Genomic DNA, 14,969 nt, shown 5'->3' with positions numbered 1-14,969 from the left:
GCGGAATCGCGGAGGGTTGAGCCGCGCCGTTGCTCACCGGACAGGCCATCCTTCGCGCGTGGATCCTCATCGCCTTCGTCGCGCACTTCGGCATCGTGCTCGGGCTGCTTTCGGAGGCGTTTTCCATCGCCTTTGACGGCGTCTATGCGCTTGCCGGAGCTGGCGTGATTTCGCAGGCGCTCAGCCTTTGCTAAGTCGGCTTTCTTTCCTTCTGCTTCCCCCCGGACCGCGCCATACGCCGCGCGGTCCGAGTGAGCCACACCCTACCCCAACACCACCCCACCCGCCGCCTTGACCGGGATCTTCAAGTAGCGGACGCCGTTCGCTTCGGCCTCCGGAAAACGGCCGGCGCGGATGTTGACCTGGATCGACGGCAAAAGCAGCGTCGGGGCCGAGAGGGTGGCGTCGCGTGCTTCGCGCAGCGCGACAAAATCCGCCTCGCTCGTGCCGGCGCCGACATGGACATTGGCGGCGCGCTGCGCGGCAACGGTCGTCTCCCAGGCATAGTGATCGCGGCCCGGCGCCTTGTAATCATGGCAGAGGAAGAGCCGCGTCCCGCCCGGCAGGTCGAGTAACCGGCGGATCGAGCGATAGAGCGTGCGCGCGTCGCCGCCGGGAAAATCCGCCCGCGCCGTGCCGTAATCCGGCATGAACAGCGTATCGCCGACAAAGGCGGCGTCGCCGACGCGATAGACGATATCGGCCGGGGTGTGGCCGGGCGTATGCAGCACCGACGCTTCCAGCTCGCCGATCCGGAAGCGCTCGCCATCGGCGAAGAGATGGTCGAAATCGCTGCCGTCGGCCTTCAGGTCGGTGGCATTGAAGACGGGCCGGAAGATCCGCTGCACGTCCTTGATGTGCTCGCCGATGCCGATCTTCGCGCCCGTCCGCGCCTTGATGAAGGGGGCGCCGGAGAGATGGTCGGCATGGGCATGCGTCTCCAGCGCCCAGACGATTTCGTAGCCGGCCTTCGCGGCGGCGGCGAGGATCGCCTCGACCGAGCGGGTGTCGACCGTGCCGGAGGCGGCGTCATAATCGAGCACGGGATCGATGACGGCGGCTTTTCGCGTGGCCGGGTCGGCGACGAGATAGCTGATCGTATGGGTCGGCTCGTCGAAGAAGGCGCGGATTTCCGGCGCGCTGGCGGCGACCGGGGCTGAGTTCAGGGTTTCGGTCTTCATGTCGGCAACTCCATCGGGTTGGTGCTTGACATATATATTAGCGATATCTAATTTAGCAACAGCTAATGTAAGGAGCCGACAAATGGCCGTCTTCCTCGACCTCTCCGCCTTCGAAGCGAACGCGCTTCAGGTTGCCGATCTCCTGCGCGCGCTCGGCAACGAGAAGCGGCTGATGATGCTCTGCAAGCTGGTGGAGCATGGCGAGATGACGGTCGGCGCGCTCGCCGACGCCGTCGGCCTCGGCCAGTCGGCGCTGTCGCAGCATCTGGCGCGCATGCGCGACGAGGACATCGTCGCCTTCCGCCGCGACGGCCAGACGCTCTGGTACCGCATCGCCGATCCCCGCATCGAGGAGATGATGGCGCTGCTGCACCGCCTCTATTGCCGGGACAAGCCGGCCGGCTGATCCCCTCCCCCTGAACAGAAAGAAAGCCATGTCCCTGACCCCGATCTCCGCTGACCGGGCGGCCGAACTCGTCGCCGCCGGCGCCCTCCTCGTCGATATCCGCGAGGCCGACGAATATCGCCGCGAGAAGATCGCCGGCGCCTTGTCGCGGCCGCTCAGTGCGCTTTCCGCGCTGGCGCTGCCGGAAGAGCGCGCCATCATCTTCACCTGCCGCTCCGGCGCCCGCACCACCGCGCATGCCGACCGCCTCGCCGCCGCCGCCGGCCGTCCCGCCTTCCGCATCGAGGGCGGGCTCGACGCCTGGAAGAAGGCCGGCCACGCCGCGGTCGCCGACAGGCGCCAGCCGCTCGAACTGATGCGCCAGGTGCAGATCGCGGCCGGCAGCCTGGTTGTCGCCGGCGCGGCGCTCGGCGCCTTCGTGCATCCGGGCTTCTACGCGCTCTCCGCCTTCGTCGGCGCCGGGCTGGTGTTCGCCGGCGCCACCGGCACCTGCGCCATGGCGCGGCTGCTCCGGCACGCGCCCTGGAACCGGCCCGCCGCGACGGCGGCCATCACCACGGGATGAGGCAACGGCAATGATCCATGGCACAGACGGGCTCGCCATCGGCTTCGGCTCGGTGGTCGGCTTCATCCTCGGCCTGGTCGGCGGCGGCGGCTCCATCCTCGCCGTGCCGTTCCTGGTCTATGGCGTCGGCGTCGCCTCGCCGCATGTCGCGATCGGCACCGGCACGGTCGCCGTCGCCGTCAGCGCCTTCGCCAATCTCTTCCCGCACTGGCGGTCCGGCCGGGTGAAGTGGCGCTGCGGCGCGGTCTTCGCCGCCGCCGGCGTTCTCGGCGCGCTCGCCGGCTCGGAACTCGCCAAGGCGGTCGACGGCGAGAGGCTGCTGATGCTGTTCGGCGCGCTGATGGTGGCGGTCGGCTTCGTCATGCTGCGCCGGCGCGGCGCGGCCGGCGATCCCGACATCCGCCTCCAGGCATCGACGGCCTGGCGGCTGCTGCCGCGGCTGATCGCGGCCGGCTTCGGCGTCGGCGCGCTTTCCGGCTTCTTCGGCATCGGCGGCGGCTTCCTGATCGTGCCGGGGCTGATGCTGGCGACCGGCATGCCGCTTCCCTTCGCCATCGGCACCTCGCTGGTGGCGGTCAGCGCCTTCGGCGCGGCGACGGCGTCGAGCTATGCGGCGAGCGGGCTGGTCGACTGGCGGCTGGCGCTCGTCTTCATCCTGGGCGGCCTCGCCGGCGGGCTGGGCGGCGCGGCGATCGGCGGCAAGCTCGCCAACCGCAAGGCGCTGCTCGGCCGGATCTTCGCCGGCGTCGTGATCACCGTCGGGCTCTATGTGCTGCTGCGCGGCTTTCTCGCCTGAGCCGGACGGGCGTGCATCGCGCCCCGGGGATCGCTAAGCTCCCGCTCCGGTTGCGATCCGGCAACCGGGGAGCAGGAGAAGCCATTTGACCGAGCAGGGCGTGCTGCGTGCCTCGATCGTCGTCACCTTCCTCGTCGCGACGTTCGGCATCGTGTTCGGCCTGCTCTCGGGCTCGTTCTCGATCGCCTTCGACGGCGTCTATTCGCTGGCCGACGCCGGCATGACGACGGTGGCGCTCGGCGTCTCGCACCTGATCGTGCAATCGGCGAAGCGCGACGCACTTTCCGGCAAGCTGCGCAACCGCTTCACCATGGGCTTCTGGCATCTCGAGCCGATCGTGCTCGGGTTGAACGGCACCATCCTGATCATCGTCGCCATCTACGCGCTGATCAACGCCCTCCTCTCGATCCAGGGCGGCGGCCGCGAGCTCGAATTCGGCTTCGCCATCGCCTATGCCGCGACGACGCTTCTGATCTGCCTCGTCATGGCGGCGATCGACTGGCGCGCCAACCGCGCCATCCAGTCCGACTTCCTGAAACTCGACATCCATTCCTGGGTGATGTCGGGCGCGATCAGCGGCGCGCTGCTCGTCGCCTTCGCCATCGGCTATGGCGTCGAGGACACGATGCTCGAATGGATCTCGCCCTATATCGATCCGGTCGCGCTCGCGGTGATCAGCGCCGCCATCATCCCGATCCCGATCGGCACGGTGCGGCAGGCCGTCGCCGACATGCTGCTGCTGACCCCGCCCGACCTGAAAGAGCAGGTCGACGGCGTGGCGAAGGAGACGGTGGCGCGGCATGGCTTTCTCGGCTACCGCGCCTATGTCGCCAAGGTGGGCCGCGCCAAGCAGATCGAGATCTATTTCATCGTCGCCCGCGACGGGCCGGCGCGGCGGCTGGAGGAATGGGACCGGATCCGCGACGAGATCGGCGAGGCGATCGGCGACGAGAGCCACAATCGCTGGCTCACCATCGCCTTCACCACCGACCGCGAATGGGCCGAATAGGTTTTTTCGCCGCCGCTGTCGATCCGGGCCGGGCTCGTTCGTTGTGCAAGGAAGGCGTGGCCGTTTCGGCCGCGCCGGGGAAAGACCTGCGAAAGGGATGGACCATGCCTCACGACCAGATCACGCAGCCAGGCCTCGTTCCGGCAACGGCGCTGGCCGCCCGCAACGACCACCGCGTCCGCAATGAAAGCGACGCATACCGCCGCGCCCGCCAGGCGCTGCTGGCGGAGGAGATCGAGCTGCGCCGCCAGATCGAGCGGGTGGCGGCGCTGCGGCGCGACCTGCCGCCGGGCGGCATCGTCGACAGGGACTACCGGTTCGATGGCGAACTGGGGCCGGTCGATTTCGCCGGCCTGTTCGGCGACAAGCAGACCCTCGTCGTCTACAGCTACATGTACGGGCCGCAGCGCAAGCGCCCCTGCCCGATGTGCACCTCGCTGATGAGCGCCTGGGATGGCGAGGCGCAGGACGTCGAGCAGCGCGTCGCGCTCGCCATGATCGCCCGCTCGCCGATCGAGCGGCTGTGGGCGTTCAAGCAGGAGCGCGGCTGGAAGGGGCTGAAGCTCTATTCCGACATCAGCGGCGACTATACGCGCGACTACGTCGATCCCGCCGACGGCGACTCGCCGGGCCTCAACGTCTTCACCCGGCGCGACGGCACCATCCGCCATTTCTGGGCCGGCGAAATGGGGTTCGAGACGGCCGATCCCGGCCAGGACCCGCGCGGCGCACCCGACCTGATGCCGCTCTGGAACATCCTCGACATGACGCCGGAAGGCCGCGGCACCGACTGGTATCCGAGCCTCGAATATCGCTGAGATCGAAAGGGGAGGTCCCGATGCAGTTTGCCTGTCTGGTCTATGTCGACGGCGACGCGATGGCGGCGCTCTCGAGCGAAGAGCAAGCCCAACTCACCGACGAGACGATCGCCCAGGACTGGGCGCTGCGCCAGGCGGGCCGGCTGATCCTGGCGCGGCCGCTGCAGGCGCCGACAACCGCCGCCATCGTGCGCGTGCGGGCGGGTCGCGCCACCGTCACCGACGGCCCCTTCGCCGAGGCCAAGGAAATGCTCGGCGGCTTCCTGATCATCGAAGCGGATGACCGGGATCAGGCGATCGCGGTCGCCAAGGCCTCGCCCATGGCGCGGATGGGCAGCATCGAGGTGCGGCCGATCCTGGTCCAGACGCACAGCGTGACGGGAGAGGGGCGGCCGCCCGCCCTCTCGCCCGCCGGATAGGCGACGGCGGAATCAGCCGTCGACGCGTTCGTAGACCGTCGCGGTGACTTCGGGGCGGCTGCCGAGGCGGTAGGCGGCGCGCAGCAGCCGGGCGGCATGCGCGGCCTCCGCCTCGCTGCGGGCGTGCACGCGGGCAAGCGGCGTCTGCGCATCGACCCGCGTTCCCATGCCGGCGAGACCGGAGAAGCCGACCGAGAGGTCGATCGGGTCGCTGGCGACGCGGCGGCCGCCGCCGAGCTCGATCACGGCGATGCCGACGGCGCGGGTGTCGATCGCCGCGACATGGCCATCCCCCTCGGCCAGCACGTCGCGGACGACGGCCGCCTTCGGCAGGTAGTCGTCGACGCGCTCGACGAAATCGGCGGGGCCGCCGAGGCCGGCCACCATGCGGCCGAAAATCTCGGCCGCATGGCCGGAGGCGATCGCCGTCTCGATGCGGTCGCGCGCGGCGCTGACGCCATCGGCCCGGCCGGCGGTGATCAGCATTTCGGCGCCGAGCGCCACGGTGATCTCGTGCAGGCGCGGGTCTCGCGCCGCGCCGGTGAGATAGTGAACGGCGTTGCGGACCTCGAGCGCGTTGCCGGCGGCCGACGCCAGCGGCTCGTTCATATCGGTGATCAGCGCCGTCGTCCGCACCCCCGCGCCGTTCGCCACCTCGACCAGGCTCTTTGCCAGCGCGCGGGCGTCAGCGTGGCTGGCCATGAAGGCGCCGGTGCCGGTCTTGACGTCGAGGACGAGGCCCTGCAGGCCGGCGGCGAGCTTCTTCGACAGGATCGAGGCGGTGATGAGCGGGATCGACTCGACCGTCGCGGTGACGTCACGGATGGCGTAGAGGCGCTTGTCGGCGGGCGCGAGATCCGCCGTCTGGCCGATCACCGCCGTGCCGCATTCCTTGACCACCTTGCGGAACAGGTCGAGGTCGGGCTGGCTGCGATAGCCGGGGATGGAATCGAACTTGTCGAGCGTGCCGCCGGTGTGGCCGAGGCCACGGCCGGAGATCATCGGCACATAGACGCCGCAGGCCGCCACGGCGGGCGCCAGCATCAGCGAGACATTGTCGCCGACGCCGCCGGTCGAATGCTTGTCGACGACCGGTCCGTCGAGCTCGGACCAGTCGAGCACCGACCCGGAATCACGCATGGCGAGCGTCAGCGCCACCGCCTCGTCCCGCGTCATGCCACGGAAGAAGATCGCCATGGCGAAGGCGGCGACCTGGCCCTCGGAGACAGAGCCCGAAGTCAGGCCCTCGACCATGAAGCGGATCGCCTCGGCGGGCAGCACCTCGCCCTCGCGCTTGGCGCGAATGATTTCCTGCGGCAGCATCGTTTTGCTTTTTCCTCCCTTACCGATACGCGTCCAGCCATGGTCACGGATCGCACGAATTCTCACCTCTCCCATGGGGAGAGGTCGACGGCCAAAGGCCGGCGGGTGAGGGGCTGCGATCTCTCCGGAGAAGCCTGCCCCCCTCACCCGGCCCTGCGGGCTGACCTCTCCCCATGGGAGAGGTGGAGGCCCCTCTTCGTCAGTCCTCCAGATCCCTGAGGAACCGGCGGATGATCTTCTCGAGCTTCTTCGCGCCGAGGGGAGCCATCTCCTTGGTCTCCTCATGCGACAGCTCGCCCGCCGCCATGCCGGCGCCGAGATTGGTGATGTTGGAGACGGCGGCGACCCGGAGGCCGAAGAAGCGCGCCAGGATCGCTTCCGGCACGGTCGACATGCCGACGGCGTCAGCGCCGAGGATGCGCGCCATGCGGATCTCGGCCGGCGTCTCGAAGGACGGGCCGGAGAACCACATGTAGACGCCGCTCTCCAGATCGATCGCCTCGCGCTTGGCGGCGCGCTCCAGGCTCGCGCGCCAGACGAGATCATAGGCGGTCGACATGCCGACGAAGCGGGCGTCGGTCTCCTCGCCGATCAGCGGGTTGCCGCCGGAGAAATTGATGTGGTCGACCAGCATCATCAGCGAACCCGGCCCCATTTCGGGCCGGAGCGAGCCGGCGGCATTGGTCAGGATCACGCCCTCGCAGCCGAGCGCCTGCAGCATGCCGATGGCATTGCGCATGACGCCCGCATCGCCGGATTCATAAAAGTGCGAGCGGCCGGAGAAGACGAGCACGTCGACGCCCTCGAGCCTGCCGGCGACAAGCGTGCCGGCATGGGCCGAGACTTTCGAGAGGGGCATGCCGGGCAACTCGGCATAGGGGATGCGGACGGCGTCGATGACCGCGTCGGCCAGCGGGCCGAGGCCGGAGCCGAGCACGATGCCAAGGCGATAAGGCGCATCGCGCCGCTCGCGCACAACGGCGGCCGCGGCGCGGCCGTCGTCCCGGAACGCCGACATCAGAACCGCTCGTCCATGGAAAAGCCGGCCGGCAGTAGCTCGGCCATGGTGAAATCCTGGCCCTTGCCGGTCGGGTCCGAACAATGGATCTGCGTCTTCGGATGCGAGAATTCCTTCAGCCGCTGGCGGCAGCCGCCGCAGGGCGTGCAGACGATGCCGCCATCGACGCGATCGGCGACGACGACGACCGCCGCGATGCGGCGGCCCTCGCCCGGAACACCGGCGGCGATCATCTGGCCGATCGCCGAGGTCTCGGCGCACCAACCCTCGGGATAGCTGGCGTTCTCGACATTGGCGCCGACATAGACGCTGCCGTCCTCGGTCAGCACCGCCGCGCCGACCATGAACTTCGAATAAGGCGCATGCGCGTTGATGCGAACGGCCTGGGCTCGTTCGAACAGGTCCGCCTTGATTTGGTCGTCCATTCTAGCGCTCCTTCACATAGGGTACGCCGCCGGCCTTGGGCGGGATCGCCTTGCCGATGAAGCCGGCGAGCAGGATGACGGTCAGGATGTAGGGCAACGCCTGGATCAGCTGCACCGGCACTTCGCCGATGCCCGGCAGGATGATGCCCTGCAGGCGGATCGAGGCGGCGTCGAGGAAGCCGAACAGCAGGCAGGTCAGAAGCACGTTGAGCGGCTTCCACTTGGCGAACACCAGCGCGGCGAGCGCGATATAGCCCTTGCCGGCCGACATCTCGCGGATGAAGCTCGCCGACTGCGCCACCGACAGATAGGTGCCGGCAAAGCCGGCGAGAATGCCGCAGCAGATCAGCGCGCGATAGCGCAGCCAGGCGACCGAAATGCCGGCCGTGTCGACGGCGCCGGGGTTCTCGCCTACCGCGCGGACACGGAGGCCGAAGCGCGTGCGGTAGAGCACCCACCAGGTGAAGGGCACGGCGAGGAAGGCCAGGTAGACGAGGATGTTCTGGCCCGAGATCAGCCCGGAATAGATGGGCCCGAGGACCGGGATCGGGGCGATATCGGCAGCGAACGGCAGCGTGATCTCGGTGAAGCGCGCCGAATTGGGCAGTTGCGGCGTGCGGCCGCCCTGGCCGAACCAGGCATTGCCGAGCAGGATCGTCAGGCCGGAGGCGATGAAGTTGATCGCGACGCCCGAGATGATCTGGTTGCCGCGCTGGGTGATCGAGGCAAAGCCGTGCAGCAGGCTGAGCAGCACGCCGGTCAGGATGCCGGCGAACAGCCCGAGCCAGGCCGAGCCGGTGACGGTCGCAACCGAGGCGGCGGAGAAGGCCGCGAACAGCATCTTGCCTTCAAGACCGATGTCGAAGATGCCGGAACGCTCGGCATAGAGGCCGGCGAGGGCCGTGAAGATCAGCGGCACGGAAAGGCGGACCGTGGCGGCGAGAATCTGGATCAGATCGGCGAAGTCCATGATCGCTCCTCAGGCCGCGCGGGCGGCCGGGGCCGCCGCCTTGGGTTTGGGCGCGAAAAGCGCGATCAGGGCGGGGCGGAACATGTGCTCCAGCGCGCCGGCGAACAGGATCACCAGGCCCTGGATCAGGATGATCACCTCACGCGAGATGTTGGGCATGTCGAAGGCGAGCGCCGCGCCGCCCTGGTAGAGCACGCCGAACAGGATCGAGGCGATGATGATGCCGACCGGATGCGAGCGGCCCATCAGCGCGACCGCGATGCCGACAAAGCCGGCGCCGGCGGGGAAATCGATCTGCAGCTTGCCGGCGTCGCCCATCACCGGGTTCAGCGCCATCATGCCGGCGAGGCCGCCGGAGATCAGCATGGTGACGACGACGGTCTTCACATAGGGAATGCCGGCATAGACCGCCGCCGTGGCATTCGTCCCCATGGTGCGGATCTCGTAGCCGAAGCGGGTGCGCCAGATCAGCAGCCACACCGCGAAGGCCGCTATCAGCGCGATCAGGAACGAGACGTTGAAGGGCGCCGCGCCGATGTCGAGGCCGAAGAGCTGCATCAGCCAGCCGAGCTTCGGCAGCTGGCCGCCTTCCTCGAACAGGCGCGTTTGCGGCGACATGTTGCCGGGCTGCTTGATGACGTTGACCAGCAGGTAGACCATCAGCGCGGCGGCGATGAAATTGAACATGATCGTCGTGATGACGATGTGGCTGCCGCGCTTCGCCTGTAGCCAGGCCGGGATGAAGGCCCAGAGTGCGCCGAAGGCGAAGGCGCCGGCCGTCGCCACCACGGCGGTGATGTACCAGGGCATGATCCGGTCCAGCGCCAGCGCGCCGAAGGCGACGCCGAGGCCGCCGAGATAGACCTGGCCCTCGCCGCCGATGTTGAACAGGCCGCCATGAAAGGCGACCGCCACGGCGAGGCCGGTGAAGATGAAATTGGTGGCGTAATAGAGGGTGAAGGCGATGCCCTCGCCATCGCCGAGCGCGCCCTGGACGAGGTATTTCACCGCCTCGATCGGGTTCTCGCCGATGAACAGCACGACGAGGCCGGAAAGGGCGAAGGCCACGGCGACGTTGAGAAGCGGCAGCAGGCCAAAATTGACCCAGCGCGGCAGGGTTCCGAGTGGGACGCTCATGGGTGTGCTTCCGGGTGGTGGGCCGTGGTGGTAGCTGCACCTCTCCCAGAGGGAGAGGTCGACGGCAAAGCCGGCGGGTGAGGGGTTGCGATCTTCCCGGTGAGGCTTGAACCCCTCACCCGGCCCTTCGGGCCGACCTCTCCCCGTGGGAGAGGTGAAAGCAGCAGCCGTTCGCGAGATGCGACAAACGCCATCACTCCGCCGCCTCCCGGCCGATGCCGGCCATCATCAGGCCGATCTCCTGCTCGTCGGCATGGGCGTCCGGCTCGCCGACGATGGTGCCGGCGAACATGACGAGGATGCGGTCCGACAGCGAGCGGATCTCGTCGAGCTCGACCGAGACGAGCAGGATCGCCTTGCCCTGGTCGCGCAGCGCGACGAGCCGCTTGTGGATGAACTCGATGGCGCCGATGTCGACGCCGCGCGTCGGCTGGCCGACCAGCAGGCAGGCCGGGTCGCGCTCGATCTCGCGCGCCAGCACGATCTTCTGCTGGTTGCCGCCGGAGAAATTCGCCGTCTTCAGGCGCGGATCGGCCGGGCGGATGTCGTATTTCTCGATCTTCTCGACCGCGTCCTTGCGGATCGCGTCGATGTCGAGGAACGGCCCCTTGAGATATTTCGGATCGTCCTGGTAGCCGAGGATCGAGTTTTCCTTCTCCTCGAAGGCGAGCACCAGGCCCATGTGGTGCCGGTCCTCCGGCACATGGGCGAGGCCCTTCTTACGCAATTGCGCCGGGTCGACATGCTCGACCGGCTCGCCGTTCAGGAGGATGCGGCCGGACGACGGCTTGCGGATGCCGGCGATCGCCTCGAGCAGCTCGGACTGGCCGTTGCCGGCGACGCCGGCAATGCCGACGATTTCGCCGGCGCGGACCTCGAACGAGACGTTGTCGACCATGGTGACGCCGCGACCGTCCTTGACGGTCAGGTTCTCGACCGCGAGCACGACCGGGCCGGGCTTCGACTCGCTCTTCTCGACGCGCAGCAGCACGCGGCGGCCGACCATCAGCTCGGCCAGCTCCGGCATGGTGGTTTCGGCGGTCTTGCGGGTCGCGACCATCTCGCCGCGCCGCATGACCGAGACGGTGTCGGTGATCGCCATGATCTCGCGCAGCTTGTGCGTGATCAGGATGACGGTTTTGCCCTGCGCCTTCAGCTGCGCCAGCATCTTGAACAGGTGATCGGCCTCGGCCGGGGTCAGCACGCCGGTCGGTTCGTCGAGGATCAGCACCTCGGCGCCGCGATAGAGCGCCTTCAGGATCTCGACCCGCTGCTGCTTGCCGACGGGGAGCTCCTCGATGATCGCGTCCGGGTCGACGTCGAGCCCGTATTCGCGCTCGATCTGCTGCAGCGCCTTGCGCACGGCGGTCTCGCCGCCCTTCAGCAGCGCGCCGCCCTCGACGCCGAGCATGACGTTTTCGAGGACGGAGAAATTCTCGACCAGCATGAAGTGCTGATGGACCATGCCGATGCCGGCCCGGATCGCGGTCTGGCTGTCGGTGATACGGATCTCCTTGCCATCGACCAGGATCTGGCCGCTGTCGGCATGGTAGAAGCCGTAGAGGATCGACATCAGCGTCGACTTGCCGGCGCCGTTCTCACCGATGATGCCGTGGATGGAGCCCTTGGCGACGGAGAGATGGATGTTCTTGTTGGCGTGGACCGGCCCGAAGCGCTTGTCGATGCCGACAAGCTCGATGGCGGGCGTTGCATCCAGGGTCGAAGCTGTCATTCAGGGGCCCCGAAACGGCTGCGCCTTCGCGCGAAGGCGGCCGAACCAATCATCGCCGTGACCGGATCCGGGGCCGGACCTCCGTACCCGGCGCGGAGCCGCTGCTCCACCGGGATGCCCCTTGTCCGGCGTCGCCGCCGCCCTCAATGCCGAGAGGAACGACCGCGCTTCCGGCCGCATGGATCGAAGAGCCGCGACGCCGGATAGCTCCGGCATCGCGGCCTTTGTCTCAGGAGAGGCGCGGGCTTAGCCCGGGCACTTCTCGTCGGTCATGTAGTTGTGCACCTTGACGGCGCCCGAGATGATGTCGGCCTTGGCCTTCTCGACGGCGGCCTTCATGTCGTCGGTGACGAGCGGCTTGTTGTTGTCGTCGAAGGCCCAGTCCACGCCGCCTTCCTTCAGGCCGAGCTGCTGGGTGCCGGCGGTGAACTTGCCGTCCTTGACGTCGGCATAGGCGTTGTGCACGGCGACGTCGACGCGCTTGACCATCGAGGTCAGGATCTTGCCGGGATGCAGGTGGTTCTGGTTGGAATCGACGCCGATGCCGAGCTTGCCCGCGTCGACGGCCGTCTGCAGCACGCCGAGGCCGGTCGCGCCGGCAGCGGCGTAGATCACGTCCGCACCCTGGTCGATCTGCGACTTGGCGAGTTCACCGCCGCGAACCGGGTCGTTCCAGGCGGCGCCCGTGGTGCCGGTCATGTTCTGGAACACTTCGGTCGCGCCGGCCGCCTTGGCGCCCTGGACGTAGCCGCAGCCGAACTTGCGGATCAGCGGGATATCCATGCCGCCGACGAAGCCGACCTTCTTCGATTCCGACTTCAGGCCGGCGAGCACGCCGACGAGATAGGATCCCTCGTCCTCGGCGAAGACAACCGAACGAACGTTCGGCGCGTCGACGACGGAGTCGACCAGCACGAACTGGGTATCCGGGAATTCCTTCGAGACCTTGGCGATGGCGTCGGTCCAAGCGAAGGAGAGCGCCACGACCGGGTTGTAGCCGCGCTTGGCGAAATTGCGGATCGCCTGCTCGCCCTGGGTGTCGTTCTGCGGCTCGAAATCCTTGTAGTCGATGCCGGTCTCTGCCTTGAACTTCTCCGAGCCGTTGTAGCCGGCTTCGTTGAAGGACTTATCGAACTTGCCGCCGGTGCCATAGACGATGGCCGGCTTGACGTCAGCCGCCCAGGCCGCGCCCGTGGCCATGAGCGCAACGACGGCCGCCCCGATGAACTTACGGATCATGATGCTAGCTCTCTCCTCTTGAAGCCAATTCGACCGGCGTTTCCCGCCCGGCCGAGAGTTCCCCTGACGCCGCGGCCAAGCGGCGGTTCCTTTTTCTATTTCGCACGGGGACCGGCAAATTTCATGCGCTTTCTTTATTCAGGCCCCGTCGATCCGCCACCCCTGCAAACGAGACGGATCCTGACTCTCAGATTATGCGGCGACATTTTTTTATACAACTGATCAAAGAAACGCCGACCCGCGGATGCCCCAATCAAATTGTCGCCCTGCCTCACTTTCGGCTTTTCCTCGGACCCCGATTTTTCTATCACTGGCGGACCGGTCCGGACGACCGCATGGAGACTGCCAATGACGATCCGCCCGGCCCTGGCGCTGGTTGCCCACGACAAGAAGAAGGACGATCTCGTCGCCTTCGCCGTCTCGCACCAGAACAAGCTCGCCGAATTCGACCTTTACGCCACCGGCACCACCGGCAGCCGCATCCTCGCCGCCGCGCCCGACCTACCGGTGACGCGGCTGAAGAGCGGACCACTCGGCGGCGACCAGCAGATCGGCGCCCTGATCGCCGAGGGCCGCGTCAAGGGCCTGATCTTCTTCGTCGATCCCCTGACGCCGATGCCGCATGACGTTGACGTCAAGGCGCTGATGCGGCTTGGTGCGCTCTACGACATCCCGATGGCCCTGAACCGGGCCACGGCCGACCTTCTGATCGCCCACCCCGACGCCTTCCTGCAGACCACCTGACGCCTGCCTCGACCTCTCCTGCGACCGCTCAGCCCAGACCAAGGCACCATGACCACGACAACACCGAGCCGCGCCTTCGTTCCGTTCCCGACGCTGATCGGCGACATCGGCGGCACCAATGCCCGCTTCGCGCTGGTTCCTGACGAGACGGGCCGGGTCATCCGCTTCCCGACGGTGCTGACGGCCGATTTCGCCACCATCGACGACGCGATCGCCGCCGTGCTGCCGCCGGACGTGACACCGCATTCGGCCGTGCTGGCGCTGGCCGGGCCGATCCAGGGCGACCGGGTGCCGCTGACTAATTGCCACTGGGTGGTGGAGCCGAAGCGCATGATCGCCCGCTTCGGCATCGACGAGGTGATCCTGCTCAACGATTTCGAGGCGCTGTCGCTGTCGCTGCCGGCGCTCGCCGGCGACGACCTGGTGTCGATCGGCAGCGGCGCGCCGCTCGCCAATGCCGCCCAGGTGGTGGTCGGCCCCGGCACGGGCCTCGGCGCCGCGGCGCTGATCCACGCCAACGGCGCCTGGCTGCCGGTCCCCGGCGAAGGCGGCCATATCGACCTCGCCCCGGTGAGTGCGCGCGACTTCGCGATCTGGCCGCATATCGAGCGGCCGCACCAGCAGACCGATCCGTTCGCCCGCATCGAGGGCGAGACGCTGCTCTGCGGCAGCGGCCTGCTCCGCCTCTACCGCGCCGTCGCCTCCGCCAATGGCGTGGCGCCGCGCTTCGACGATCCCTCCGGCATCACCGCGGCGGCGATCGAGCGCTCCGACGCCGTGGCCGAGGAGGCGCTCGAGCTCTTCTGCGTGCATCTCGGCCGGCTCGCCGGCAATCTGGCGCTGGTCTTCATGGCGCGCGGCGGCGTGTTCCTCGCCGGCGGCATCGCCGCCAAGATCGCGCCCTTTCTAGCCGAGAGCGGATTTCGCGAGGCCTTCATCGACAAGGTTCCGCATGGCGCGCTGATGGACCGGATGCCGACCTCGGTCGTCGTCCATCCCGAACCGGCGCTGGCCGGCATCACCGCCTATGCCCGCCACCCCGACCTGTTCGGCGTCGTCACCGAAGGCCGCCGCTGGCACAAATAGGCGGCACCCGGCGAAGCCCCTCACCCAACCCTCTCCCGCAAGCGGGCGAGGGCTTTTGGACTGCGCAGGCGGCGATCACTCGGACTCCGTCATCCTGGCGA

Annotated in this window: 17 protein-coding genes; 9 read left to right on the top strand and 8 right to left on the bottom strand. The window is 68.0% G+C overall.

The window, feature by feature from the left end:
- Nucleotides 1-29: 29 nt before the first annotated feature.
- Nucleotides 30-194 (top strand): hypothetical protein, encoded by a 165-nt coding sequence (locus tag OSH07_RS01375; protein WP_266336812.1) that lies wholly within the window; start codon nucleotides 30-32, stop codon nucleotides 192-194.
- Nucleotides 195-263: 69 nt separating this feature from the next.
- On the opposite strand, the gene OSH07_RS01370 is transcribed toward OSH07_RS01375, so the two are convergent.
- Entirely contained in the window at nucleotides 264-1,181 is a 918-nt protein-coding gene (locus OSH07_RS01370; RefSeq protein WP_266336811.1) for an MBL fold metallo-hydrolase, read from the bottom strand.
- An 82-nt stretch (nucleotides 1,182-1,263) separates the two neighbouring features.
- Between OSH07_RS01370 and OSH07_RS01365 the strand changes: the two genes are divergently transcribed.
- The 6 genes from OSH07_RS01365 to OSH07_RS01340 all read left to right on the top strand — a co-directional run bounded on the left by OSH07_RS01365 (nucleotide 1,264) and on the right by OSH07_RS01340 (nucleotide 5,194).
- The gene (locus tag OSH07_RS01365) at nucleotides 1,264-1,587 is read left to right on the top strand and encodes an ArsR/SmtB family transcription factor (RefSeq protein ID WP_266336810.1); all 324 of its coding nucleotides are present in this window, start codon (nucleotides 1,264-1,266) and stop codon (nucleotides 1,585-1,587) included.
- 28 nt (nucleotides 1,588-1,615) lie between these two features.
- On the top strand, nucleotides 1,616-2,152 hold the full coding sequence (locus tag OSH07_RS01360) for a rhodanese family protein (protein WP_266336809.1): 537 nt from the start codon (nucleotides 1,616-1,618) through the stop codon (nucleotides 2,150-2,152).
- Nucleotides 2,153-2,162: 10 nt separating this feature from the next.
- Entirely contained in the window at nucleotides 2,163-2,948 is a 786-nt protein-coding gene (locus OSH07_RS01355; protein WP_266336808.1) for a sulfite exporter TauE/SafE family protein, read from the top strand.
- 85 nt (nucleotides 2,949-3,033) lie between these two features.
- The gene (locus OSH07_RS01350; RefSeq protein WP_266336807.1) at nucleotides 3,034-3,957 is read left to right on the top strand and encodes a cation diffusion facilitator family transporter; all 924 of its coding nucleotides are present in this window, start codon (nucleotides 3,034-3,036) and stop codon (nucleotides 3,955-3,957) included.
- Between the two features lie 104 nt (nucleotides 3,958-4,061).
- Nucleotides 4,062-4,775, top strand: coding sequence for a DUF899 family protein (locus OSH07_RS01345; RefSeq protein WP_266336806.1), 714 nt, complete (start codon nucleotides 4,062-4,064; stop codon nucleotides 4,773-4,775).
- Nucleotides 4,776-4,795: 20 nt separating this feature from the next.
- Nucleotides 4,796-5,194, top strand: a complete 399-nt coding sequence (locus OSH07_RS01340; protein ID WP_266336805.1) for a YciI family protein — start codon at nucleotides 4,796-4,798, stop codon at nucleotides 5,192-5,194.
- A gap of 12 nt (nucleotides 5,195-5,206) precedes the next feature.
- Here OSH07_RS01340 and deoA read toward each other — a convergent pair whose 3' ends face one another.
- From deoA to OSH07_RS01305, 7 genes are all read right to left on the bottom strand, one after another.
- Nucleotides 5,207-6,517 carry a thymidine phosphorylase gene (gene deoA / locus OSH07_RS01335; protein WP_266336804.1) on the bottom strand — a complete coding sequence of 437 codons (1,311 nt, stop codon included), beginning with the start codon at nucleotides 6,515-6,517 and terminating at the stop codon, nucleotides 5,207-5,209.
- Between the two features lie 199 nt (nucleotides 6,518-6,716).
- Nucleotides 6,717-7,535 carry a purine-nucleoside phosphorylase gene (locus OSH07_RS01330; RefSeq protein WP_266336803.1) on the bottom strand — a complete coding sequence of 273 codons (819 nt, stop codon included), beginning with the start codon at nucleotides 7,533-7,535 and terminating at the stop codon, nucleotides 6,717-6,719.
- Entirely contained in the window at nucleotides 7,535-7,960 is a 426-nt protein-coding gene (gene cdd / locus OSH07_RS01325; protein WP_266336802.1) for a cytidine deaminase, read from the bottom strand. Before cdd ends, OSH07_RS01330 begins: the two co-directional genes overlap by 1 nt.
- 1 nt (nucleotide 7,961) lies before the next feature.
- Nucleotides 7,962-8,930, bottom strand: a complete 969-nt coding sequence (locus OSH07_RS01320; RefSeq protein WP_266336801.1) for an ABC transporter permease — start codon at nucleotides 8,928-8,930, stop codon at nucleotides 7,962-7,964.
- Between the two features lie 9 nt (nucleotides 8,931-8,939).
- Complete coding sequence (locus OSH07_RS01315; protein ID WP_266336800.1) at nucleotides 8,940-10,067, bottom strand: ABC transporter permease; 1,128 nt, start codon at nucleotides 10,065-10,067, stop codon at nucleotides 8,940-8,942.
- A gap of 193 nt (nucleotides 10,068-10,260) precedes the next feature.
- Entirely contained in the window at nucleotides 10,261-11,799 is a 1,539-nt protein-coding gene (locus tag OSH07_RS01310; RefSeq protein ID WP_420909580.1) for an ABC transporter ATP-binding protein, read from the bottom strand.
- 246 nt (nucleotides 11,800-12,045) lie between these two features.
- Nucleotides 12,046-13,038, bottom strand: coding sequence for a BMP family lipoprotein (locus tag OSH07_RS01305; RefSeq protein ID WP_266336799.1), 993 nt, complete (start codon nucleotides 13,036-13,038; stop codon nucleotides 12,046-12,048).
- Nucleotides 13,039-13,386: 348 nt separating this feature from the next.
- Here OSH07_RS01305 and OSH07_RS01300 point away from each other — a divergent pair, with 348 nt between their 5' ends.
- Together OSH07_RS01300 and glk are read left to right on the top strand one after the other, a co-directional pair.
- Nucleotides 13,387-13,782: a methylglyoxal synthase gene (locus tag OSH07_RS01300; protein ID WP_266336798.1), complete on the top strand. Its 396-nt coding sequence runs from the start codon at nucleotides 13,387-13,389 to the stop codon at nucleotides 13,780-13,782.
- A gap of 48 nt (nucleotides 13,783-13,830) precedes the next feature.
- Entirely contained in the window at nucleotides 13,831-14,868 is a 1,038-nt protein-coding gene (glk, locus tag OSH07_RS01295) for a glucokinase (protein WP_266336797.1), read from the top strand.
- The last annotated feature ends 101 nt before the right edge of the window (nucleotides 14,869-14,969 follow it).

Origin of the sequence: Kaistia nematophila (genome assembly GCF_026343855.1) — a bacterium.
Lineage (GTDB): Bacteria > Pseudomonadota > Alphaproteobacteria > Rhizobiales > Kaistiaceae > Kaistia > Kaistia nematophila.
Note: the sequence above shows the minus strand (reverse complement) of the source record. Positions and strands in the feature narration are given on the sequence as shown.